This window comes from Rhabdobacter roseus (genome assembly GCF_014202275.1).
Lineage (GTDB): Bacteria > Bacteroidota > Bacteroidia > Cytophagales > Spirosomataceae > Rhabdobacter > Rhabdobacter roseus.
In genome coordinates, this window is record NZ_JACHGF010000001.1 from 773,523 (window position 1) to 797,629 (window position 24,107).

The window sequence follows — 24,107 nt, forward strand, 5'->3', positions numbered from 1 at the left end:
CGCGGCTCGCTCGTAAGGTTATTCTTATTTTAATGCTATTTTAATGTATTTTTAACCCAGCGTTAATAAAGCAATCGGTCGTTTGTACGGCTCATCAATCCTATTTTTCGTATGTACAACAAGCTAAGAAATACGGTACTTTTTCTTTTAAGTGCCGCGGGCTCCGTATTGGCCCAAACGAGTCCTGCGGGTGGAAGCAATACCCGTAACGACATTCGCTACGCCCTCAACGAGTCGGGTACGCACTACATCAAGGCTACCTTCCTGAACCAAACCTGGCTGCGGCTCAACGACAGCAACCCCGGCACCACCGTCTTCGGCGACCCGGCCTCGCAAACCTTCGACATCGGCCTGCGCCGCACCCGGATGCAGCTCTTCGGCCAGCTCACCGACCGCGTGTTTTTTTATACGCAATTTGGAATGAATAATTTCAACCGCACCAACGCTTTTCCGGGTTATAACACCACAGGTACCCCCAGCAACCGCAAGATCGCGGCCTTTTTTCACGATGCCCTGGGTGAGTACGAAGTACACCGGAAAGGAACCAGCTTCGTGCGCTTCGGGGCCGGGCTCACCATCGTAAACGGCCTTTCCCGCTTTACGCAACCGGGCATCGGTACCATTCTGACGATGGACGTACCCGTTTTTGCCCAGGCTACCGTGGACCAAACCGACGAATTTGCCCGGAAGCTGAGCGTGTACAGCCGCGGACAAGTAGGAAAAATCAACTACCGCGTAGCGGTGTCGGACCCGTTCCCGATCGAAACCAACGCCAGCGCACCGCCGCCCCTGGGCGTGAACGCGACCTTTGCCCAGCGAAAGCACCGGAAGCAATTTCAGGGGATGTTGATTTACAACATCTTCGATACCGAAGACCAAACTACCCCCGGCTACCTGGCGGGTACCTACCTGGGCCGCCGCAAGGTACTTAACCTGGAGGCCGGAATCATTTCCGAACAAAACGCCACTTGGCGCCGCGAAAACGTCGATACGATCTACAGCGCCCTTACGCTCTGGTCGGTGGCGGCCTACCTCGACATGCCCCTGGATGCTGCTAAAGGCACGGCGGTGTCGGGCTACCTGGGGTACTTTGGTACCGACTACGGCCCCGGCTACCTGCGCTACAACGGCCTCATGAACCCCGCTACGGGTACTACCGCCCCGCTGCCCGGCGTAGGCGGTACCCAGGGCAACGCCTACCCCATGTTCGGGACGGGCAACGTGATTTACGCCCAGGTGGGCTACAAGCTCCGTGACGCGCTGCTGGGCCGCCAAGGTACTTTGCTGCCCTACGCCTCGGTACAACACGCCAGCTACGACCGCCTCGACGGCGGCATGAGCGTGTACAACCTGGGGCTCAACTGGCTCATGCAGGGCCACACGGGCAAGCTCACGCTCAACTACGAAAACCGCCCCATCTACCGCGCCAGCCCCGTGGCCAACCGGCTGAGCCCGGACGGGCGGCGAGGTGCCTGGGTACTTCAGTACCAGGTTTCGATTTAGTTTATAGCATAGGGCAGGGGGCTTTGGGCAGAGGGTACCTTGGAATTGAAAGAGGTACCATGGGTTCAGTCATTATAATGAAAGCGAACCGCTAGGGGAAAATAGTACGTGATTGCCTTTGCGAAAAATCCTGAATAGAATAAAGTACCTTTTTAGCATATCCATAAAAAACCCTCCCAGGTGTATAACCGGGAGGGCTTTTTATTAGCCAGAGGTACTTATCACCTAATGGCGATCTTTGGTAGCCTAGGTTTCGACAGGAGCGGAAGCTCCCTCTGCCCTTACCCCTCTGCCCTTTGCTACTTAGCCCAGATTCAGCGCGGCGTTCATGTTCCGGACCGCCTCGGCCGATTTCTCGAAAGCGGCTTTTTCGGCGTCGCTCAGGCGCAGGCTGATGATTTTCTCCCAGCCCGTACGGCCAATCACCACGGGCACGCCCATGCAGATGTCCTTCTGGCCGTACTCGCCGTTGAGGTACACGCTGCAAGGTACAATGCGCTTCTGGTTACGGACGATGCTCTCCACGATCATGGCCGTAGCGGCACCCGGTGCGTACCAGGCCGAGGTACCGATGAGCTTGGTGAGCGTAGCGCCACCCACCATGGTATCGGCGGCTACTTTTTCCAGCTTCTCGGCCGACAGGAACCGGCTTACGGGGATACCGTTGTAGGTAGCCAGGCGGGTCAGCGGGATCATGGTCGTGTCGCCGTGGCCCCCGATCACCATGCCGTGGATGTCATTGGGAGATACTTCCATCTCCAGCGCCAGGTAGGTCTTGAAGCGGGCGCTGTCCAGCGCACCCCCCATCCCGATCAGGCGTTTCTTCGGAATCCCCGAATCTTTCAGCGCCAGGTACGTCATGGTATCCATGGGGTTTGACACCACCACCACAATGGCCTTGGGCGAGTACTTCAGAATGTTGTCCGTCACGGACTTCACGATACCCGCGTTGATGCCGATCAGCTCTTCGCGCGTCATGCCCGGCTTGCGGGGCAGGCCGGAGGTAATCACTACGACGTCCGATCCTTTGGTTTTTTCGTAATCATTGGTAGAGCCTACGGGCTTGGTGTTGAAGCCCAGTAGGGCGGCCGTTTGGTACATATCCAGCGCTTTGCCTTCGCTGACACCCTCTTTAATATCCAGCAGCACGACTTCCTCGGCCAGCTCGCGGCGGATGATGTTATCGGCGGTGGTGGCCCCTACGGCTCCGGCCCCTACGACAGTTATTTTCATATTACTTGCAAGTAGTAAAACGGTTAAAATCAAAATCGCCCTAAAATTAGAAGCAATAATCCGTTTTATCCATTTTGCAGGATTTTTTTTGGTAGTACGGAAGGAGTGATTAGCAGGGGCTGCAATTTTTTTTGCCGCTTCGTAGTTATATACCGGAACTTAACCCCTTTCAAAAAGTCTATGGCAGAGAACTCTTTAATTGCGCGGGTATTGCGGTCTATCTTCTTTCGGAAGGCCACCGGTCGGGCTGGGCGTTACGCCCGCAACAGTTCGCGCTTATTTACTTTGCTCACGCAGGTAGCCAAAAAATCGCAGCAGCTAGGTTTTAAGGAAAGCGTGTCCGTTTTTCAAACCCAGGTGCAGGTACTTATTCGCATGATCCGGGCCTACGCCTCCGGCGAATACCGGGGCTTGCCCTGGAAAAGTCTGGTGTCGATCATCGCTACCCTGATTTATTTCGTATCTCCCATAGATCTTATCCCGGACATTCTGCCCGTAGTTGGTTTTACGGACGACCTGGCGCTGGTAGTATGGGTATTTAAGTCGTTTAGCGACGATATTGAGAAATTCAGCGCCTGGGAGAATAAAAGAAAAACCATTAACATTGGATAAAACCTTCTTTTTTTCTTTCCTTAGTAAAAAGAATCAGTAAATTTGTAATCTATATAAAACAAACAGTCAGTATGGAATTCGTATCAATCTTGGCATTTATGGGTTTGGGGGGACAGGAGATTTTCCTCATTGCCTTGTTCATTCTCTTATTCTTCGGCGCAAAAAAGATCCCCGAGTTAATGCGTGGCCTGGGTCAAGGGATCAACGAATTTAAAAATGCGACTAAGGACGTAAAGGATAATATCGAAAAAAGCATGGAGGATACTACCTCCAAATAAATTGCTTTGATTCCGTAAAGCATTCATCTTCTTGGGGAGCCGTTTTGTAGCAACACCGAAACGGCTCTTATCTTTTTTGTGTAATCCCTCAAAGTAAAGCACTATTTTGAAAGAGTACCTGTCGCTGGCTGACATACAGCACGATCTGCGTGCCGGAAACACTACCTGCGAAGAATTGGTAGGGTACTACCTGTCTCGTATCGACGCCCACCGTCATCTCAATGCTTTTGTGGAAGTATACGCCGAAGAGGCGCGAGCCCGCGCCCTGGAGGTGGACGCACGCCTGCGCGAAGGTACCGCCGGTAAGCTGGCGGGCCTGGTGGTGGGGCTCAAAGACGTACTTTGCCACGCGGGGCACGGGGTTCAGGCCGGCAGCCACATGCTCGACAACTACCGCTCGCCTTTTACGGCTACGGCCGTGCAGCGCATCCTGGACGAAGACGCCATCGTGATCGGTCGGCAGAACTGCGACGAATTCGCGATGGGGTCATCCAACGAAAGCTCTTACTTTGGTCCGGTCCGTAACGCGGCCGACTCCACTCGGGTACCGGGCGGCTCGTCGGGTGGTTCGGCGGCGGCCGTACAGGCCAACCTCTGCCACGCCGCGCTGGGCAGCGACACGGGCGGCTCGGTCCGGCAGCCCGCCGCTTTCTGCGGTACCGTTGGGCTGAAGCCCTCCTACGGGCGGGTGTCGCGCTGGGGGCTGATTGCCTACGCCTCGTCGTTTGACTGCATCGGGCCCATTACCCGCAGCGTAGAAGACGCCGCGTTGCTGCTGGAAATCATGGCCGGGCCTGACGAGCACGACAGCACCGTGTCTACCCGGGAAGTACCTGCCTACTCGCGCGAGCTCCACTGGGAGCAACCTGCCCGCGTAGGGTACCTGCGCGAGGCCGTGGAGAGCGAGGCCGTGGAGCCCGCCATTCGGGAGCGCACCCTGGCCGTTCTGAACCAGCTTCGGGAGCAGGGGCACACGGTAGAGCCCATCGAGATGCCGCTGCTGCGCTATTTTTTGCCTACCTACTACATCCTTACCACGGCCGAAGCCAGCTCCAACCTGTCGCGTTTTGACGGCGTGCGCTACGGCTACCGCAGTCCCGAGGCCTCCAATTTGGAAGGCCTTTATAAGAAATCCCGTACCGAAGGTTTTGGCGATGAAGTACGGCGGCGCATCCTGCTGGGTACTTTTGTTTTGAGTGCCAATTACTACGACGCATACTATACCAAGGCCCAGCGCGTTAGAAACCTAGTGCGAAAGGAATCCGAGGGGCTGTTCGATCACCATGACTTTCTGATTTCGCCCGTTACCCCAACTACCGCTTTCCGCCTGGGTGAAAAAATGGACGATCCGTTGCAGATGTATTTAGCCGATATTTTTACCGTACAAGCCAACGTGGTGGGGGCTCCGGCCATTTCCATTCCCAACGGCACGGACGAAGCCGGACTGCCCATTGGGGTGCAGGTCATGGCGCGTCCCTTTGCGGAGCAAGACCTCCTGGCTTTTTCCAACTACCTGACTGAATTGATCGGAGCGGGAGAAAGCGTTAAGTAAAGCCTAGCCATGAAACCAGGGACGCGACGTCCCGCCTACGCAGAAAGAAGAATACAGAGGTAGATCATCACTTTACACTGCCCGAAGCACACTAGCATAGATCAGCAATTAATCTAGTATGAACTATAAAACTCGTAAATTCTCTTGACACTGATGAAGACTGTAAAGCGTACGCTGTGGCTGACAGCCATTACGGTGGGCTTGTGGAATGTACCTGCTCAGGCTCAGGCAACGCCCCAACAAGAAGAAGTAGACTACGAAACCGATACCGTCGGACTGGCGATGGATTTCGTGCCGGAAATTGAAAAGCCCTCGGTGGTGGTTCCCGGTGAGCTCATCAAAACGCGGCTCGCCTCTTTACAGAAAGAAATACCGCTGGTGTACCATCCCGATTCTCATAAGTTTGTTGAGTATTTTATCAATATAAAGCCCCACTTCACCCGGCGGATGCTGGAGCACAAGAACCTCTATTTTCCCATCTACGAAAAAGCGTTTGCCAAGCACGGCCTGCCGGATGAGCTCAAGTATCTGTCCATGATCGAGTCCGGGCTGGACCCGCGCATTATTTCGTACGCCGGAGCGGGTGGGCTGTGGCAGTTTATGCGCCCAACGGGCCGGGAGTTTGGCCTGCGGCAGGATGCTTACATTGACGAGCGCTTCGACCCGGAGAAGTCCACCGAGGCGGCCTGTAGGTACCTGCGCCAGCTGCACAAGATCTTTGGTGACTGGGAGCTGGCCCTGGCCTCGTACAACGCCGGCCCCGGCAACGTACGGCGGGCCATGCGCCGCTCGGGAGGAGATACGTTCTGGTCGGTGTACCCGGCGCTGCCCAAGCAGACCCGTCACTATGTACCCCAGTTCGTGGCGATGCTCTACATGATGCACTACGCCGAAGATCACGGCATTGTGGCCGAAAACCCCGAGTACCTCACCGTTACGGATACAATCCACGTGAATGGGTACCTGGATCTGACTACTTTTTCGGCGCTGAGCAGTGTGAGTATGGAAGACCTGCGCAAGCTAAACCCCCAGCTCATCAATACGGTACTGCCCGACTACACCCGCGATTTCGTGCTGAAAGTACCTGCCGAACAGTTTGCCTACATGAAACCCATGCGTCCGGCCATCATGGACTCGGCCTCCAAAAAGAATGGCGTACGAGTGATGCTGGCCTCCAACGACTACGAGGGCGATTATGAATACAAAACCAAGCGGGTGACGTATACCGTCCGCAGTGGTGAGACGCTCTCGTCCATCGCCAACAAGCACCGGGTGAGCGTAGCCGAGCTGAAAAAATGGAACCGGCTCAAGAGCAGCAGAGTACTGCGTGGCCAGCGCTTGACGATTGTACGGCAGGTACGGGTAGCAGCCCCGGCACCCGTGCTGATAGCCGAAGCCAAGCCCAAAACAACTACCGCGCCGGTAGCCACCACCACCGAAGAAACGGATGATGAAAACGAAGAGCTAGTAGCGGAGGGTACCCCGGTTGCTGAAGCGAAGCCCGCCTCCGGGAAGGCAGGAGCGGCGGCCAGCTCGGTAGCCTCAGCCACTACGACCAAGTCCGTCAATCACCTGGTGAAAAAAGGCGAAACGCTGACGGTCATTGCCCGGCAGTACGGCGTAGAAATAAGTGATCTCAAGGAGTGGAACGACATGGAAGACGGTCGGCTGCTGGCTGGGCAGAAGCTCGTGATCCAAAAGCAGGTAAAGGGTGAAGTACTGGCCAAAAGTACCGATACCAAGGCTACTGCCCCAACGGTGGCGGCGCAGCCTAACTACCCCATCAAGGCTCGTTACCATACCGTGCAGCAAGGCGATACGCTCTGGACTATCTCGCAGCGCTACGGCTTGACCGTTGACAAAATTAAAAGGAATAATAATATCCGTGGCAATAGCATTAAAGCAGGTATGAAGTTGCTCATAACAAGTTAATTAGTGCTAGCTTTGCTTTGTGCCGACACCCGCAAGCCGCTTATCAAGGTTTTGCGGGTGTTGTGTAAGTAGTACTTTTACCGCTTAGAATTACTCCATACTACTATATGATTGCTTACGTTGCCGGAAAGCTGGCCTACAAGGAACCTGCCTATGCTATCATAGATACCCAGGGGGTAGGCTACGAAACGCGGATTTCGCTCCAGACCTACGCGGCCCTTCCGGACGTAGGGCAAGACTGTAAGCTGGTGACCTACCTCAACATTCGGGAAGACGCCCACGTGCTGTTTGGTTTTGCTGACGGGGACGAAAAGCAGCTATTTCTAGATCTGACTGCCGTGTCGGGGATAGGCCCCTCGACGGCGCTGGTGATGCTATCCTCGTTGTCTTCATCCGAGATTCGCCACGCCATTGTGAACGAAGACCTGCGCGTGATCCAATCCATCAAGGGGATCGGCTCCAAGACGGCCCAGCGGGTCATTCTGGAGCTAAAAGATAAGATGCGTAAAGAAGAGTTGCTTTCGCCCTTGTCGCTTACGGCGGCATCGCCCGGAAATAAGCTGCGAAACGAAGCGCTGGCCGCCCTGATGACGCTGGGGATTCCGAAGCCAGCTGCCGAAAAAAGCATCGAAACTATATTGAAACGAGAAGGAAACGAAATCTCGCTGGAACAGCTGATAAAACTGGCACTTCGGTAGTGAGATACTCCCTAAAAAAATCGTTTTGAAAAAAGAATATTGGCAAGGTTTTGGCCGTTCTGTGGATAGTCCGGAACCACCCAGTTCCGGACGGCCAACTACCCGAACCCTCTCAAACTAAGTGTGAACGACTTTGTCAGCAACGGTCTACCAACTCCTCTTCAGGTCAGTAACTATTTCCGCGGGCGCGCTGCTGTTGGTCACGGCTCCCGTAAGTAGGTACCCCCAATCCTATACAGGCCCCTACGAGGCCCAAGGGGGCCTTTCGGTCATGGATACCCTACCTGACACGACGGCTGACGAGCTGAAGCGTTCGGGACGGCAGGCTATAGTACGCTGGCAAGATTACTACCGCAACCGGTTTGCGGACCCACGCCCCCGATCGCCGTTTTATTTGTCCGATCCCAACAACATCAATACCACCATTCGGCTCGACTCCACGGGGCGCGTGGGGATCTTTGAAGATATAACTACCCCCAAAGGCATTCTGGATTACCGGCCCGCCGAAAGCCTGGACCTGGAAACTTACAACGAAATTCAGGAAAAAAGAGCCTTTAATAGCTTGCTGCGGGAGTACGCGGCCCGGCAAGACGGCCAGAGTGCCATGGGTGGGCGCGGCTTGTTACCCAAGCTGGACATGCCTCCCGCGCTGGACAAGCTGTTTGGGAGCAATTTTATGGATTTTAAACCCAACGGTTTCGTAGCGCTGGATCTGGGCGTGATCCACCAGTTTATCGACAACCCGGCCGTCCCCATCCGCCAACGCCGCAACACCAACTTCCTTTTTAACGAGCAGATCAACATCAATTTTAACGCGAACCTGGGTGATCGGATGGGCTTCTTGACCAACTTCGACACCAAGGCCAGCTTTAACTTTGAAAACGCGCTGCGCCTAAACTACAAGGCCCCCGAAGAAAGCCTAATTCGGAAGGTAGAGGCGGGTAACATCAGCTGGCCGCTCAACAGCCAGCTCATTCCGGGAGTACAGAACCTCTTTGGCCTCAAGACCGAGTTTCAGTTGGGGCGGCTGAATGCCACCGTAGTAGCTTCTCAGCAGCGTTCGCGGAAGGAACGGATTGTGCTACGCGGCGGAGCGCAGACGAAGGATTTTGAGATCAGGGTAGATACCTACGACGAGAACCGTCATTTTTTCCTCTCGCAGTACTTCCGTAATATCTACGAAAGCGCGTTGAAGAATCTGCCCATGATTACCTCGGGCGTGACGATCACCCGGATGGAAGTATACGTCACCAACCGCACCACCACGACCGAATCGCTGCGGAACATTGTGGGCTTTTCGGATTTAGGCGAGCCTCGTCCCTACAATGCTACCAATCCCAGCTTGCAGCCCATAACAGCCAGCTCGCCCGCCAATAACGAAGCCAATGGCCTGTATACGGCCCTACGCAACGACGAAACATTCCGGCAGGTAGATCGGACCTCCGATGCCCTGACCGGAGCGCTGGGCCTTCAGAAAACCATCGACTACGAGCTGCTGCGGGGAGCCAAGCGGCTGATCATGGACCGGGAGTACAAGTTTCATCCCCAACTGGGGTACCTGTCGCTAACGGTGCCTTTACGCAACGACGAGGTACTGGCCGTGGCTTACGAGTACACGCTCAACGGACGGGCTTACAAAGTAGGAGAGCTGACCGAAGACTACCAGAACCGCAACGACGACGAGGTCATTGCGTTGAAATTGCTCAAGTCGTCCACCATCCGGAACAACACCCAGCTGCCGATGTGGGACCTGATGATGAAGAACGTGTACTCGCTCGGCACCAGCCAGATTGACAACACCGGATTTCAGCTACGGATCATCTACAAAGACGACCTGACCGGCATCGACAACCCCAACCTCCAGGAAGGTAGTTTGCAAAATACCCCGCTGCTGCGGCTGGTGGGGCTGGACCGGCTGAACCCCGTGAACGACCTGCAACCGGATGGGAACTTTGATTTTGTGGAAGATATCACCATCGACTCCGAAACGGGCCGGATCTTTTTTCCGGTGCTGGAGCCCTTCGGATCCAACCTGGCGAAGTACTTCGGGCCGGGAGAAGAAATTCTGCGGGAAAAGTACGTGTTTGAAGAGCTCTACCGCACCACGCTTATTGACGCTCAGCAGGTCAATGAAAAAAATAAGTTTTATCTAAAGGGTAGTTACCAGTCGGTGGGTGGCACGGACGTGCAGCTGCCGTTTGGGGTGTCGGAGCAGTCGGTGACGGTCACGGCCGGGGGCGTAGCCCTCACGCCGGGACAAGACTTTATTGTGGAGGCGCAGATTGGCCGGGTACGGCTGGTCAATCCCAGCATCCTGAACTCGGGCCGGGAGATTATCATTGAATTTGAGCGGCCCGACATGTTCAACAACCAGATCCGTACCTTGCTGGGTACCCGCCTGGACTACCTCCTGAACAGCGACATGAGCTTCGGGATGACCGCCATGCGCTACCGGGAAACGCCCGCCGGGTTTTTGACCCGCGTCGCCATTGGCAACGAGCCCTCCAACAACACCATTCTGGGTTTGGACGCCAACATCCGCAAGGAAGCCCCTTTCCTGACCAAGCTATTGGACAAACTACCCCTGCTGCAAACCAAGGAAATGTCCAACATTCAGTTTAAGGGCGAGGTCGCCCAGCTGCTTCCGGGGGTGTCGCCGCGCATCAGCAACCGTTCGCTCATCGATGACTTTGAGGCCGCGCGTACCATCTACGACCTCACCCGCCAGCCTACCCGCTGGCGCCTGGGCTCCACGCCGCAGCAGTTTCCGCAAGGTAGCTCTACGGAACCTCTCGAGTTTGGGTACCGCCGGGCGCGGGTATCGGCCTACTCGGTGGATAATATTTTTGGGCGGGGGATGGGGATCTCCTTTTTTCAACCACCTGCCAATCTAACGGAAGAAGACCGGCAGAACTACTACGAGCGTTTATTCCGTCCGCAGGATATTTTTCCCGGACGCAACCAGCTGCTGAATAACTTTTTGCCGCAAAATATCCTGGATGTCGCCTACTACCCTCGGGAAAGAGGTATGTACAACTACAACCCGGACCTGGACCCCGACGGCCGCCTGAAAAATCCTAAAGGTAACTTTGGCGCCATCAGCCGGGCCATTACGTCGGACATTGACTTCGACAACGCCAACATCGAAAGCATCGACTTCTGGATGATGGACCCCTTTCTGGATGGTCCCCGGGGGGTAGTTCGTGACGGCGTGGAAAACCGCAACAACGTGACCGGCGGGAAGCTGGTATTTAATCTGGGGGATGTTTCGGAAGATGTGGTTAAAGACGGGCGCTTCAACTTTGAGAATGGCCTGCCCATAACCGATAACCCCACCAGCGCGCAGATAGACTCCTCGGCCTGGGGGCGGGTGACGCGGCAGCAGTACCTGATCAACGCGTTCAGCAACGAGCCGGGGGCCCGCGAAAAGCAGGACATTGGCCTGGATGGCCTCAACAATGCGCAGGAGCGCAGGTACTTTCAGGAGCGTTTTCTGGACCGGCTTCCGGCCAACCTCACAGCGGCCGCGCGGGAGCGCATCCTAAACGACCCGTCGGGCGACGACTTTCAGTTTTACTTGGGCCCCGAACTGGATTCAGCGGACCAAAAGGTACTTGAGCGCTATAAGTACTTCATGGGTATGGAACGAAACTCGCCCGAAAGTACCTCCAGCTCCAGCAACATTACGCCCGCTTCCACCAATATCCCCGATTCGGAAGACCTCAACGCCGATAATACCATCAACGACAACGAAGCCTACTACGAATACGAAGTGGACCTGAAGCCGGGGGCGCTGGACATAGGCAACGGGTACATTGTGGATAAAACCCTGGCCGACGGCACCAACTGGTACTTGTTCCGGGTACCGGTGCGGGAGTTTACGCGTAAAGTAGGAAGCATCAACGGCTTCAAATCCATCCGCTTTGTGCGCATGTACCTGACGGATTTTGAGCAGCCGGTGGTACTTCGCTTCGCCCAGCTGCAAATGGTAGGCCAGCAGTACCGCAAGTACACCGCCGACCTGGACGCCCCCGGCCTCCAGGAGGTACCTGAGCCCTACGACGCCAAGTTTACGGTAGGTACCGTGAGCGTGGAAGAAAACAGCCAGAACAACAACGAGGCCAAAAAGTACGTGTACGACCTGCCGCCGGGCTGGCAGCGCGACCAGGATATTTCGCAGCCTACGGCCAATTTTCAGCTCAATGAGCAGTCGATGAGCCTGTGTGTAACGGAGCTTCGGAACAACGACTCGCGGGCCGTTTTCAAGAACGTAAGCCTGGACCTGCAGTTCCGGAAGCGGCTACGCATGTACATCCACATGCACAACGACGAAGACGAAAACTACCAGGTAGGTGCTTTCATGCGGCTGGGTACGGATTTAACCCAAAACTACTACGAAATCGAGGTGGCGGGCCTGCGCTCCACGCCCGAAAACCGCAGCGCCCGGGAGGAAATCTGGCCGGAAGAAAACGAGATCAACGTAGCGCTGGAGGAGTTGATTCGGGCCAAGGCCGAGCGAAACCAGAGTGCCAGCCGCACCCTGACTATCCCTTACTCCATCATAACGGCCGACGGCCGCCACCGGATCACCGTGGTAGGAAACCCCGATCTGAGCGCAGTGCGGGTACTTATGATCGGCGTTCGGAATCCTAAGTCGCTCGATGAACGTTCCAAGAGTTTTTGTATTTGGGTGAATGAAATGCACGTGGAGGGTTTTGACCAGTCGGCGGGGCAGGCGGCCGTAGGGCAGCTGAACGCCAAGCTGGCGGACATCGCTACCGTCACTGCCTCCGGGCGCTTCGAAACGTTTGGGTTTGGGGGAGTTCAAACCAAAATAGGAGAGCGGGCCCGGGCCACGACTACGGAGTTCGGGATTTCGTCGAACATTGCAGTAGATAAATTCCTGCCGCAGCAGTGGGGGTTCAGTATTCCGCTGTACGTCAACTACGACAATCGCAAGATTACACCGCACTTCAATCCCCTGGATCCGGATACGCCGCTGGAAACGAGCCTGGCTAACCTGGAAAATGCCGAGGCGCGCGAACGGTACCGACGGATGGTGGAAGACAACACCGTGCGGCGGGGGATCAACCTTTCCAATGTACGCAAAGTAAAAACCAAGCCGGGCGCTAAGAACCATTTCTATGATTTCGAGAACCTGGCCTTTACCTACGCGTTCAGCGATTTGCGCCGTACCAATGTCCTGACCCAGGAGTACTCGCAGCGCATGTACCGGGCCGGGGTGGCCTATGCCTACAGCAGCCAGCCTAAGCCTTTGGAGCCTTTCCGGAAGTGGGAAACCACCAGCCGGTACCTCAACTTCGTGAAGGATTTTAACGTGACACTCCTACCTACTTCGGTGGCAGTGCGGGCCGACGTAGACCGGAACTTCACCAAAACCCAGCTTCGGAATTCGGACCTAACCACGGATGGCATGGAGCCCTACTTTGAGAAGTACTTTTGGTTCAACCGCTACTACGACCTGAACTGGAACCTGACCCGCAACGTGGTACTTACCTACAACTCGGTGGCGAATGCCATCATCGACGAGCCCCTGGGTGACATCAATACGTCCGAGAAACAGGATGTACTTTGGAACAATTTCAAACGGCTGGGGCGGATGAAAAACTTCGACCAGCGCATCAACCTGACCTACCGCCTACCGCTCGACAAACTACCCCTGACCGACTGGCTCACCGCCGACTACAACCACCGGATCGGGTACCAGTTCCAGGCCAACGCGCTGGGTATTTCGGATTCGCTGGGCATTCCGTTTGGCAATATTGTGCGCAACAGCCGCGAGCGCGGCGTGACGGGAGGGGTGGATTTCGTGGCACTTTATAACAAGCTCAGGTACCTGAAATTCGCCAATTCGCCTTCGGCCCCCCGCAAAAACTTTGCCCGCAGCCCGGGTGATATGGAAGACATTCAGCAGCGCTCCAGCGAGGTACTTAAAAACGTAACGCGCCTCCTGATGACCGTGCGCCGCATCAACGTGACCTACTCCATCCTGGAAACAACGGCCCTGCCCGGCTACCTGAATACACCGCAGTACTTTGGCCTGGACAACGTCAACGCGCCGGGGCTTCCTTTCGTGCTCGGGAGCCAGGACCGGACCATCCACATCAAGGCGGCCAACAACGGCTGGATTACGCCCAGTACGGTCCTGAACCAGCCCTTCCAGCAGACCATCCAGAAAACATTTAATATGCGAACGACCCTGGAGCCCTTCAAGGATTTTCGGATGCAGATCGAGGCCCGCCTGACGCGCCAGGATGCCTACCAGGAATTCTACCGGCCCGAGGTGCCTGGAGGCGAGTTCTCGAGCCAGAGCCCCTTCCGCAACGGCCAGTTCAGCATGTCGTTTTTGTCGTTCCGGACGGCCTTTGCCAAGGCCCAGCGCGATAACTCCTCCCCGGTCTTTGACCGCTTCCGCGACTACCGGGCCATCCTGCGCGACCGCCTCAACGGCCAAAACGATACCGGTGGCGAGTACAACGAGAATTCGCAGGATGTGCTTATTCCCGCTTTCTTTGCGGCTTACACCGGCAAAGACCCCAGCACGGTTCGGATCTCGCCCTTCCTGAATTTTCCCATGCCCAACTGGCGCATCGACTACAACGGCTTGTCCCAATTGGCTCCCTTTAAAAAACTATTCAGCTCCTTCACGCTCACCCACAACTACAATTCGACCTACAGCGTGGGCAATTTTACCTCCTCGCTGGGCTACGAAGCGTTGTACGTGAACCTGGCGGTGATGGGCTACCCGCTGGCTTCCCAGACCAACTACCTGGGGCAGTACGTGCCGGTGTTTGCCATGTCCACGATCACCATGTCGGAGAAGTTCTTCCCGCTGGTGGGGATCAACTTCCGGACCCAGAGCCGCATCACGGGCCGCGTTGATTACAACCGTGACCGCACGGTGGCGCTCAACCTGTCCAACTCGCAGGTAGCGGAGCTCTTCAACCAGGATCTGACGGTGAGTATTGGCTTTACCAAGAATAACGTACCGATTCCGTTCAAGATCAACGGCGTGAAAACCAAGCTCAAAAACGACCTGACGGCCCAGCTGGGGATGACATTTCGGGATACAAGGGCTATTCAGCGCAAATTTGACGGACAGAATGTACCCATCAACGGAAATATCAACTTCCAGCTACGGCCCAGCGTCAACTACGTAGTAAATACCCGGTTGAGCATGCAGTTTTATTTTGAACGTACCTTCAATGACCCGCTGGTGTCCAACTCCTTCTACCGATCCACCACGGCCGGGGGCGTGCAGGTGAAGTTCAACCTGGCGGAGTAGGAAAATACATTTGGAAAATAACCCCTACATCCTGTAATTTGCGCTCGGATTATCCCCCAACTGACTTATTATCTCGCTATGGAGTTTCCTGAAGAACTTAAATACACCAAAGACCACGAATGGGTGCGCTTGGAGGGCGATGTAGCTCTGGTAGGCATTACGGACCACGCGCAGCACGAACTGGGCGACATTGTGTACGTGGATGTCAATACCATCGGGCAAACGCTGGCCCAGAACGAAGTGTTCGGCTCGGTGGAGGCCGTCAAAACGGTATCTGATCTGTATTTGCCCATAGCGGGTGAAGTTCTGGAAATCAATCCCGAGCTGGACAGCAACCCCGAACTGGTCAATACCGACCCTTACGGTCAGGGCTGGATGATCCGCGTGCAGGTGTCAGAGCCAAGCGAGGCCGATGCCCTGATGTCAGCGGACGAATACAAACAGTTTATAGGAGCCTGATCCTTCTATTCCAAAGCTCCGGGAGGAGCTTTTTTTTTGAGGTTTATTTATGAAATTACTACTACGCTCGGTTCGTATCATTGACAAAGCCTCTCCCTGGCATAACCAGGTGAAGGATGTACTCGTTGAGCACGGAACGATTGCCCGTATTGGTGACCAGTTAGAGGCCGAAACAGCCCAGGTAAAGGAGGGAAACGGCTGGTGCGTATCGCCCGGCTGGGTAGATATGCGGGTGGCCTCGCGTGATCCCGGCTTTGAGCACAAAGAAGACTTCCGGTCGGTACGTGAAGTAGCCGCACGGGGCGGATTCACCGATGTCCTGATGCTGCCCAACTCACGGCCCGTGGTGGATTCGAAAGGTACCCTCAACTACATCCGGCAGGAGCTACGAGAGCAGTCGGTGCAGCTGCACGTAGCGGCGGCCGTTACGCGCCAGGCCGAAGGAGTGGATTTCACCGAGATGATCGACCTGCACCGGGCGGGCGCTGCGGCTTTTACCGACGGGGAACACCCGATCCAGAATGCGGATATTCTGCTGAAAGCGCTCCTGTACCTGCGCCCGCTGAACACCCTGCTGATTAACCGCCCCGAGGACCGGCAACTGACGATTTTCGGCCAAATGAACGAAGGCGTGACCAGTACCCTGCTGGGTCTCAAAGGGATGCCGCACCTGGCTGAGGAGATGATGGTGTTTCGGGACTTGCAGCTCCTGGCCTATGCGCTCGAAAAAAATGATTTTGAGCCGGGTACCGAAAAACCGCTTTTGCACCTGTCGCTGCTTTCCACGGCCCGGGCCGTAGAGATGGTACGGGAAGCGAAAAAGAAGGGCCTGCCCGTCAGCTGCGATATGGCGGCGCATCAGCTGGCGTTTGACGACACCGCCATTCAGGACTTTGATACCAACCTGAAAGTAAACCCGCCGTTTCGGACGGCCACCGACCAGGAAGCGCTCCGGCGGGGCCTGGCCGACGGCACCATCGACGTGATCGTGTCGGACCACAGCCCCCACGACGAAGAAAGTAAAAACCTAGAATTTGACCACGCCGACTTTGGAATAACGGGCCTGGAAACGGCTTTTTCCCTGGCGCTGATGCATACCGGCCTCGCCGTAGAGGAGGTAGTAGCCAAGCTGACAAGCCGCCCCCGGCAGATCCTGCGCCTACCGGCGGTTTCGGTGGTGGAAGGAAGTGCCGCCTGCCTCACGATCTTCGAGCCCGAGGCGGAATGGACCTTCACCCGGAGCTATTCCAAAGCAAAAAATACCCCATTCCTGGGCCAAACGCTGCGGGGGCGGGTGCACGGAATACTAAACCAAGGCCAGGCGCGTTGGTTCTAGTCGGTGAAGCTTTACCAAGAATAAATAAGGTACCTGGCGGCCCGTGTGCCGCTAACACTGCGTATGAGAAAACTGCTTGATTTTTTTAACAAACCCTTGCTGAAGATTCCCCTGGTGCTGGGAGCGCTGACGGGCATACTGACGTTCATGTACTTCCTGGCGCTCTACTTCCTGGATATAACCCCGCTGGGCAACAAAAAGATGCCGGATTTTGGCATTCATATGATCATGCTGGTGGTAGGCTGCTGGTACTACCGCAAGTACGTTGGCAAAGGGCTACTTCACCTGTGGGAGGGACTCACGCTGTGCTACGTGCTCAACACCACCGCGGCTTTTCTCAACGGTTGGCTCATTTATTTCTTCATTACCTACGTGGACCCGGCGGTATTTACCAACTACCTGGCCGAAATGCAGCAGCTACTGGTGCAGGGAAAGGGCGAACTGGTGAAAAATATCGGTGAAGCCGAGTACCAGCAAATGCTTCGGAACGTCATGGCTACGGAACGCTCCCAGATCATTACCGACGAGCTCAGCAAAAAGACCCTCATGGCCGTTCTGCCCATCATCATTGTTTCCATGATTTTTCGTCGGCAGGATTATGGCGTCTTTCAGGGAAGGCCGTAGGGTACTTTCGTGGACCCGGATGACCATTTGTCCCTAAATGATAGCCTTTGAGCCTAGCGTGTACTATCTTGGTCAGGAAAAACTACTACTACTCACTTCCTAAACGCTTATTTCTATGCAAGAAAATGTTTCTACCGCTCGCGTCGCTCTGAAGTACGGCATCATTACCGCCGTCGTTGTCATTGTGTACTCTACCATACTAAACCTGGCCGGACTTGGCCAGAACCAAGGAGCTACGTCGGTGGCCTTTCTGTTTTTACTGGGAGGGCTTATTTGGGCCATGCGTGATTTCCGGGAGCAAAACGGCGGCTTCATGTCCTACGGGCAAGGGCTGGGCATCGGGGCGCTGCTGTCGGCGATTGTAGGTTTGCTGGGTTCTACCTTTATGCTCTTTTACATTCAGTTTATTGACAATACTATTTTTCAGCAGTCGCTGGACCGGGCGCGCGAAGACATGGAGCGGCGCGGCATGGACGACGCGCAGATTGAGCAGGCGATGGAAATCTCGGAGAAATTCATGTCGCCCGGTGCCGTTTTTCTCATTGGGGTACTTAGCTACCTGATTTTAGGCTTTATTATTTCGCTCATCGTGGCGGCCGTGATGCGTAGGAACAAGCCCGTATTTGAATAAAAAAATCAACCAACCTTAGCCCTGGAGCGTGTTTGCCATTTTTCGTAAAGAAGTCAACAGCTTTTTCAATTCCCTGATTGCCTACATCGTCATGGTGGTGTTCCTGGTGGCGGTGGGGCTGATGGTGTGGGTATTTCCCGACTCCAACGTGTTGGACTACGGCTACGCGGACCTGGGGGCGTTTTTTTCGTTGACGCCCTACGTACTTCTTTTTTTGATTCCGGCTATTACCATGCGCTCCATTGCCGAAGAGAGCCGCAACGGTACCCTGGAGCTACTCCTCACCAAGCCCCTGACTGACTGGGCCCTGGTACTGGGCAAGTTCCTGGCCAACTGGGTGCTGGTGGTACTTACCTTGGTACCCACGCTGCTCTACTACCTGAGCGTGTACTGGCTGGGCAACCCACCGGGCAATATCGACTCGGCTGCTGTGACGGGCTCCTACTTTGGGCTTTTGCTACTCAGCGGGGTACTTGTATCCATGGGCCTATGGGCTTCGTCTCTGAACGACAACCAGATCGTGGCCTTCGTGCTGGGTGTGTTCCTGGGGTTTGTGTGGTACGTAGGGCTGAGCTCGCTTTCTCAGCTCCTGGGTACGGGCACGCTGGCCTGGGGAGTGCAGTGGGTGGCCCTGGACGAGCAGTATCAGGCCCTGGGACGGGGCCTGATCGACTCGCGAAATATCGTGTACCTGCTCAGCCTTACGGCCTTCTTTCTGTGCTTGACTCACTGGCGCGTTGGGCGCTTGCGGAAGTAGTGGGGCTACCCGATCATGATCTTTTGTCCTCCTTTCCGGATCGACTCGTAGATAGCATCAATGACTTTCATGTCTCTAAGGGCTTCGTGCCCCGTCATGTTCGGGTCGGGTTTGTTATCCAAAATACATTCCGCCAGCCCGTCCATCTGTGCCGTCTGGTGGGTTATTACGGGCTGGTTAAGGGGACCCTTGTGCGTGCGGCCTTTGATGGGCCCGTAGCCAAAAGCCGGGTCTAGCTCCGCAAAGCCTTTTTCGCCGACCACGTACAGGCGGCCCAGGTTGTTGAAGTTGTAGGTAGTACTACAGGTAGCAATGGCTCCGCCCGGAAAGCCCATCTGAAACGTAATGGTTTCGTCTACCTCGGCAAATTTTACCGGGTCGGTTTTGATCTCCTGGGCCGTCACCCACAGCGGCTCTTCTCCGGTACCGTAGCGGGCACCGTTGATGGCATAAATGCCCACGTCCATCAGCGCACCGCCGCCCGCCAGGGCCTTTTTGAGCCGCCACTGGGTTGGGTCGCCGATCTTGAAGCCGCAGGTATTATCCACAAACAGGATGGTACCCAGCTCACCCGCTTCGCGCATCCGGATCACCTCGCGGGTGTGGGGCTCAAAATGCAGACGGTAGCCCACGTACAGCTTCATGCCCGCTTTCTCGCAGGCCGTGATCATTTCCTGGGCCTGCTTGGCGGTGTCGGCCAGTGGCTTTTCACAGATCACGTGCTTGCCCGCCGCGGCTACCTGCATCACGTGCTGGTGGTGCAGCGAATTGGGCGTAATGATGTACACGGCGTCGATGTCCGGATTGTTCTTGAGCTGGCTGACGGTTTGGTAGTTGTAGATGTTCTTATCCGGGATGTTGTACTTTTTTTTCCAGGCTTCGGCTTTGGCCGGGGTACCCGTCACGATTCCCACCAGCTTGGCCCGCTGGCAACTTTCCATGGCCTCGGCTACGCGGGTGGCATAGCTACCCAGCCCCATGAGCGCTACCCGAAGCTGGCGGTCTGATTTTGGCAAGCTTGAAAGTACCCCCGCGCGGGCCGACGTAGCCCGTGAGAGTGCCGTGAGGCCCGCCCCCAACGAAAGGATTTGCAAAAAATCACGACGATTAGCCATAAAGTAGATGATTGTAGGTTGATATGAAAATAAGCATAACGGAAGCTACAAAAAGAACGCCATGCCTCCAAACTACTACCTGTGAAATACCACCAAGTACTCAAAAAGCCGGGTCGTGAAGGGGCCTCCTGCGTACAAAATAATTTAGTAAAAAAATATTGATCAATGGGAATCCGCCAAATGATCTTTGGTAGAAAATAGGGCGTATATAAGCCTACTGAATCAAAGGGGAATACCCGCCTTCGTGCCACCGGATACGTAGCCGGTACCAGCGCCTGGGGATTGACCTCATGGGTGAGGGTAATTGGTTGAGAGCTAGTTTAGTATGTCCGGTCTTCTATGATGAAAACAACATGAACTATGAAAAAAAAGTCAAAAAGCGACTAGGCGCAAGCGCCATCGGTGGGTTTGTCCGGTATAATACCAATCGTAATCCTACTTTTTTGCATTTTGCTATACACGCCAGTAAGAAATTTGTTAGCTTGCCACTCTAGGCTTACCATTAACAAAGAAACCCTTGGCAACGCAAAAAGTAAAGTATTCAGAAGAAGACCTGGTCGCTTCGCTGAAACGAAATGAGCGCGCGGCTTTCGACTACTTATATGATCATTATTCCGGGGCTTTATTCAACGTAGTTTGTAAAGTGCTGAAGGATAGTGAGCGGTCGGAAGACGTCATGCAAGATGTATTTCTAAAAATTTGGAAAAGTATTGCCTCTTACAACTCTGAAAAAGGAAGGCTTTTTACCTGGATGCTGAACATTGCCCGCAACAGCGCCATTGACGCCGTGCGGGCAGAAGGCCGGGCACCCATCATGGATGATATACAAGAGCATTCAGCCTGGGCCGACCAAAGTGCCGTTTATCAACCCTCCTTATCTACGTTGGATCTAAAAGCGCTGGTAGAGAAACTCCGACCCGAACGAAAAATACTGGTGGATTTGGTGTACTTCCAGGGATATACCCAGGAGGAAGTAGCCGAGAAGCTTAGTATTCCACTGGGTACCGTCAAATCGCGGATCAGGACTGCATTACAAGATCTAAAAATTTTCTTTGCCGTATGAACATTCAAGCCTATATAGAGTCAGGCATTTTAGAAGAATACGTTCTGGGGACCGTTTCTCCCCAGGAAAAACAGGAAGTGGAGTGCCTGACGAAGATTTATCCGGAACTAAAGGAGGAACTGCTTACGCTGGAAGCCGCTCTGGAAAAATATGCTCAGGAACACCAAACGCCTCCCCCGGCCGATCTGAAAGATAAAATATTTGCTCAAATGAATTTTGAGCCCGTAGAAGAGCCCGCCGACGAAGTGGCTCCCACGGAAAGCCGGGTGGGGGTACTTAGCCCGGAACAAAAAGCGATCGTGCGGCCTTTGTGGTCCATGATGGCCGTGGCCGCCTCAGTGCTGCTGGCCATTGGTTTGGCCTGGGCCATCTACGAAATGTCCGATCTGAAGTTTCAGAACAAGCGCCTGGCTACCCAAATCAGCAACCTGGAAGAAACCGTGGCTTACAGTGGTACCCTGGCCCGTCTCTATCGGGACCCTACCTACAAAGTAGTGCGTATGGCTGGCGTAGCGAAGTCGCCGGAGAGCTCGGTGGTAGCCCTGTGGAACCAACAAACCAACGAGGTACTGCTGGACGTACAAAAACTACCCGTGGCACCCAGCGGCCGGCAGTACCAGCTCTGGAGCATCGTGAACGGCCAACCGGTAGACATGGGGGTACTTGAGCCCGCCTTCGACGGGAAGATCCTACGCATGAAAACCACCCAACCGGGCTCGGCGGCTTTTGCCATCACCCTGGAAAAAACGGGCGGCAGCCCCACCCCTTCCCTGGACGAAATGTACGTCATGGGGAGTGTCTAGGAAGGTAGGTACTTACGGGGTTTATATTTTTATAAGAGAGAGCCAGCCGCCCGCTGGCTCTCTCTGTTTTGAGGGAAACCAAGCCTTACTTAACCCAAATCCGCTGCGTTTGCTGCGAAGTACCTTGCACCACTCTGAGCAGGTACATGCCGGGCGACAAAGGTACCTGCGGATACAACGCCCACAGCCCCAGCACGTCACTTTCCAGCAGTTGGGCCGGAATGGCGCGGCCCAGGATGTCAAAGAGCTGGCCGCTGAGCTCGGTGGGTACATCGGGGCGCAGGTAAATGGGCTCGTGGGTACCTACCGGATTGGGAAATACCGAAAAAAATGGAGGCGTATCGCCCCGAAAAACAGCTACTGCCCGGGAGTAGTAGGTACTTCCGTCGGCCTGCTCGACCCGCACCCGGTAGTAGGTCGTTTGGGTTTCGGGAACGTCGTCAACGTAGCTGTACAAGCGGGGAAGGCCTCCGGTGGAGGTAAAGGTAGTCAGCTCCTGGTAGTTGGTAAGATCCACACTGCGCTGAAGCGTAAGGCGCTGGCTCTGCGGCGTAGTGGCCACGAGCCAGTGTAGCATTACCCGGTCCTGGACAGGGTAGGCCGCTAGGCTCCGCACCAGATTAGGAATGGCTAGTTGGCCATTGATCGAAAAAACCTCCGACACAGAACCCACCCGATGAGGTACCTGCCCCACCGCCCGGAGCCGGTAGCTGCCATCAGGTACCTGAGCCGGAATGGTAACGGCCACGGGGTTTTGGCTGGAAGTACCTACCGTGGCCACGTACTCGCCCTCCGCCGTGAGCAGCTCCATCTGTACCGGTGCGGCCGCCGAAGTACCTCCCGCCAGGTAGTAGGGTACCAGAAAGGTATGGCCCGGTGCCACGGCGGCGGGTACCACGCCCGTGTGCAGAAAGCTACGGGCCACCAGCGGTACCTGGCTGGCAAAAAAGCGCGCGTCCAGGTTGGTGTTCCAGGCCTGGGCGGCCAGGGTGAGGCCTTGCTCACCGTTGGTGATATTTTCAAAATGCCCGTTGGGGCGGTCTTTCTGGATCAGGTCCAGGTCGGGGCCCAGCCAGGCCTGGAAGCCGGGCGTTTGGGCCAGTTGTACCTGCGCGCTGCGGACGGGCGCGTAGGGAAGGTCGGCGTTGTAGCTGACGGTCGAGAGGGCAATCACCCACGGCATGGGGTACTCCAGCGCCTGGCGCGAGGCCTCGATCAGGTACTTGATGTTGGAAAAATACTCCTGCTGCGAGAGCTTCAGATGCACGGCGTCGTTCTCTCCGTGCGACCAGAGTACCGCCCGGATACCCAGCCAGGAATGGTAGTACCGCAAGCTGTTGGCGAGGTTGGCATAGGGTTGGCGGTTGGGCCAGGGCTTGCCTACGTAAATGTTGTTGGTATTTTTTCCCTGGGCGGCCTCGCGCCAGTTGATGGAGTTGGCGGCGGCCCAGCTGGCGTTCAAGAAACAGACCGGTACCCCCAGGCGCTTGACGAGCGAGTCGCCTAATTCGCCCCAGTACCAGGGGGTTTCACCCGTGGGGAATACGTCGCTGTCGGCCGTCATGGTACTGAACGTAGGGCTGGGCATGGGCGTATCCGGTGCCACCGTGATGTTCTCGACGTTGAGGTACTTGTTGAGGGTGTCAAAGCTAACTACCTGCTCGGACGTGGCTCCTTTCGCGCCCAAACCATACACGCCCATGGCGTTGGAATTGCCCGATACCAGGAATACTTCGCCCACGCCCACCCGTGCCACCACGACGGTGTCGCGCGGCTGCTGGTTGTAAATCCCCCGTACTTCCAGGCGGTACCAGCCGCCCCGAGCGGACAAAGTACCCCTAAAACTACCATCCTGATTCCCCGTCGATGCATATTCCGCCAGCGTAGTCCAGCTGGGCTCCGCAGAGGTACTTAGGCTCACCAGCCGGGCTTCGATGCGCTCGTAGGGCAGGTGTAGGTACCCCATCACGGGCACGGTGGCTTCGTTCTGGAGTGAGCGCTGGAAGACCGTATTGGTGGTGGGTAGGTTCACGACCAGCTGCGCTTGCGCAAAAAAGGGCTTTTGTAAACAAAAAAGACTAAGCAGTAGCCTTAATAGTTTAGTGAAGAAAAAGGGGGTAATTTTTTTTTGAACCATAGCTTGCCGCACGGATTACACATAGGGTATAACCTGCAAATCAACTACCTTGTTAATAAGTACCCTCA

At 55.4% G+C, this 24,107-nt stretch carries 17 protein-coding genes; 14 read left to right on the top strand and 3 right to left on the bottom strand.

The annotated features are described in order from the left end of the window. Positions 1 to 111: 111 nt before the first annotated feature. A complete protein-coding gene (locus HNQ92_RS03335; protein WP_184170884.1) occupies positions 112 to 1,503 on the top strand; it encodes a hypothetical protein in 1,392 nt (463 codons plus the stop codon). A 303-nt stretch (positions 1,504 to 1,806) separates the two neighbouring features. Here HNQ92_RS03335 and mdh read toward each other — a convergent pair whose 3' ends face one another. Next, on the bottom strand, positions 1,807 to 2,736 hold the full coding sequence (mdh, locus tag HNQ92_RS03340) for a malate dehydrogenase (RefSeq protein WP_184170887.1): 930 nt from the start codon (positions 2,734 to 2,736) through the stop codon (positions 1,807 to 1,809). A gap of 180 nt (positions 2,737 to 2,916) precedes the next feature. Here mdh and HNQ92_RS03345 point away from each other — a divergent pair, with 180 nt between their 5' ends. The 11 genes from HNQ92_RS03345 (at position 2,917) to gldF (ending at position 18,921) form a co-directional block, all read left to right on the top strand. Continuing rightward, a complete protein-coding gene (locus HNQ92_RS03345) occupies positions 2,917 to 3,348 on the top strand; it encodes a YkvA family protein (protein WP_184170890.1) in 432 nt (143 codons plus the stop codon). Between the two features lie 71 nt (positions 3,349 to 3,419). After that, positions 3,420 to 3,626, top strand: coding sequence for a Sec-independent protein translocase subunit TatA/TatB (locus HNQ92_RS03350; protein WP_184170894.1), 207 nt, complete (start codon positions 3,420 to 3,422; stop codon positions 3,624 to 3,626). 106 nt (positions 3,627 to 3,732) lie between these two features. Continuing rightward, on the top strand, positions 3,733 to 5,178 hold the full coding sequence (gene gatA, locus HNQ92_RS03355; RefSeq protein WP_184170898.1) for an Asp-tRNA(Asn)/Glu-tRNA(Gln) amidotransferase subunit GatA: 1,446 nt from the start codon (positions 3,733 to 3,735) through the stop codon (positions 5,176 to 5,178). 153 nt (positions 5,179 to 5,331) lie between these two features. Continuing rightward, entirely contained in the window at positions 5,332 to 7,110 is a 1,779-nt protein-coding gene (locus HNQ92_RS03360) for a LysM peptidoglycan-binding domain-containing protein (protein ID WP_184170901.1), read from the top strand. A 107-nt stretch (positions 7,111 to 7,217) separates the two neighbouring features. Continuing rightward, positions 7,218 to 7,808, top strand: a complete 591-nt coding sequence (gene ruvA, locus HNQ92_RS03365) for a Holliday junction branch migration protein RuvA (protein ID WP_184170904.1) — start codon at positions 7,218 to 7,220, stop codon at positions 7,806 to 7,808. A 133-nt stretch (positions 7,809 to 7,941) separates the two neighbouring features. After that, complete coding sequence (gene sov, locus HNQ92_RS03370; protein ID WP_184170907.1) at positions 7,942 to 15,114, top strand: T9SS outer membrane translocon Sov/SprA; 7,173 nt, start codon at positions 7,942 to 7,944, stop codon at positions 15,112 to 15,114. Positions 15,115 to 15,192: 78 nt separating this feature from the next. Next, positions 15,193 to 15,573 carry a glycine cleavage system protein GcvH gene (gene gcvH, locus HNQ92_RS03375; protein ID WP_184170910.1) on the top strand — a complete coding sequence of 127 codons (381 nt, stop codon included), beginning with the start codon at positions 15,193 to 15,195 and terminating at the stop codon, positions 15,571 to 15,573. Positions 15,574 to 15,622: 49 nt separating this feature from the next. Next, positions 15,623 to 16,909: a dihydroorotase gene (locus HNQ92_RS03380; RefSeq protein ID WP_184170913.1), complete on the top strand. Its 1,287-nt coding sequence runs from the start codon at positions 15,623 to 15,625 to the stop codon at positions 16,907 to 16,909. 63 nt (positions 16,910 to 16,972) lie between these two features. Further along, positions 16,973 to 17,533 (top strand): DUF4199 domain-containing protein, encoded by a 561-nt coding sequence (locus HNQ92_RS03385; RefSeq protein ID WP_184170916.1) that lies wholly within the window; start codon positions 16,973 to 16,975, stop codon positions 17,531 to 17,533. A 115-nt stretch (positions 17,534 to 17,648) separates the two neighbouring features. Next, positions 17,649 to 18,164: a DUF4199 domain-containing protein gene (locus tag HNQ92_RS03390; protein ID WP_184170919.1), complete on the top strand. Its 516-nt coding sequence runs from the start codon at positions 17,649 to 17,651 to the stop codon at positions 18,162 to 18,164. A gap of 28 nt (positions 18,165 to 18,192) precedes the next feature. Beyond that, positions 18,193 to 18,921, top strand: coding sequence for a gliding motility-associated ABC transporter permease subunit GldF (gldF, locus tag HNQ92_RS03395; protein WP_184170922.1), 729 nt, complete (start codon positions 18,193 to 18,195; stop codon positions 18,919 to 18,921). Between the two features lie 5 nt (positions 18,922 to 18,926). Here the strand turns inward: gldF and HNQ92_RS03400 are convergent, their stop codons facing one another. After that, entirely contained in the window at positions 18,927 to 20,036 is a 1,110-nt protein-coding gene (locus HNQ92_RS03400) for a Gfo/Idh/MocA family protein (RefSeq protein WP_184170925.1), read from the bottom strand. 517 nt (positions 20,037 to 20,553) lie between these two features. On the opposite strand from HNQ92_RS03400, the gene HNQ92_RS03405 reads away from it, so the two are divergent. Both HNQ92_RS03405 and HNQ92_RS03410 read left to right on the top strand, forming a co-directional pair. Continuing rightward, on the top strand, positions 20,554 to 21,099 hold the full coding sequence (locus tag HNQ92_RS03405; protein ID WP_184170928.1) for an RNA polymerase sigma factor: 546 nt from the start codon (positions 20,554 to 20,556) through the stop codon (positions 21,097 to 21,099). Continuing rightward, positions 21,096 to 21,902: an anti-sigma factor gene (locus HNQ92_RS03410; protein WP_184170931.1), complete on the top strand. Its 807-nt coding sequence runs from the start codon at positions 21,096 to 21,098 to the stop codon at positions 21,900 to 21,902. Before HNQ92_RS03405 ends, HNQ92_RS03410 begins: the two co-directional genes overlap by 4 nt. Positions 21,903 to 21,987: 85 nt before the next feature. Here HNQ92_RS03410 and HNQ92_RS03415 read toward each other — a convergent pair whose 3' ends face one another. Beyond that, positions 21,988 to 23,934 carry a sialate O-acetylesterase gene (locus HNQ92_RS03415; protein ID WP_184170934.1) on the bottom strand — a complete coding sequence of 649 codons (1,947 nt, stop codon included), beginning with the start codon at positions 23,932 to 23,934 and terminating at the stop codon, positions 21,988 to 21,990. Positions 23,935 to 24,107 lie beyond the last annotated feature (173 nt).

Bases quoted from the DNA above. Each gene is read 5' to 3' on its own strand.
- HNQ92_RS03390 (WP_184170919.1), top strand. From the start codon at position 17,649: ATGCAAGAAAATGTTTCTACCGCTCGCGTCGCTCTGAAGTACGGCATC.
- HNQ92_RS03380 (WP_184170913.1), top strand. From the start codon at position 15,623: ATGAAATTACTACTACGCTCGGTTCGTATCATTGACAAAGCCTCTCCC.
- HNQ92_RS03345 (WP_184170890.1), top strand. From the start codon at position 2,917: ATGGCAGAGAACTCTTTAATTGCGCGGGTATTGCGGTCTATCTTCTTT.
- HNQ92_RS03350 (WP_184170894.1), top strand. From the start codon at position 3,420: ATGGAATTCGTATCAATCTTGGCATTTATGGGTTTGGGGGGACAGGAG.
- HNQ92_RS03400 (WP_184170925.1), bottom strand. From the start codon at position 20,036: ATGGCTAATCGTCGTGATTTTTTGCAAATCCTTTCGTTGGGGGCGGGC.
- HNQ92_RS03360 (WP_184170901.1), top strand. From the start codon at position 5,332: ATGAAGACTGTAAAGCGTACGCTGTGGCTGACAGCCATTACGGTGGGC.
- mdh (WP_184170887.1), bottom strand. From the start codon at position 2,736: ATGAAAATAACTGTCGTAGGGGCCGGAGCCGTAGGGGCCACCACCGCC.
- HNQ92_RS03410 (WP_184170931.1), top strand. From the start codon at position 21,096: ATGAACATTCAAGCCTATATAGAGTCAGGCATTTTAGAAGAATACGTT.
- HNQ92_RS03385 (WP_184170916.1), top strand. From the start codon at position 16,973: ATGAGAAAACTGCTTGATTTTTTTAACAAACCCTTGCTGAAGATTCCC.
- gcvH (WP_184170910.1), top strand. From the start codon at position 15,193: ATGGAGTTTCCTGAAGAACTTAAATACACCAAAGACCACGAATGGGTG.
- ruvA (WP_184170904.1), top strand. From the start codon at position 7,218: ATGATTGCTTACGTTGCCGGAAAGCTGGCCTACAAGGAACCTGCCTAT.
- HNQ92_RS03335 (WP_184170884.1), top strand. From the start codon at position 112: ATGTACAACAAGCTAAGAAATACGGTACTTTTTCTTTTAAGTGCCGCG.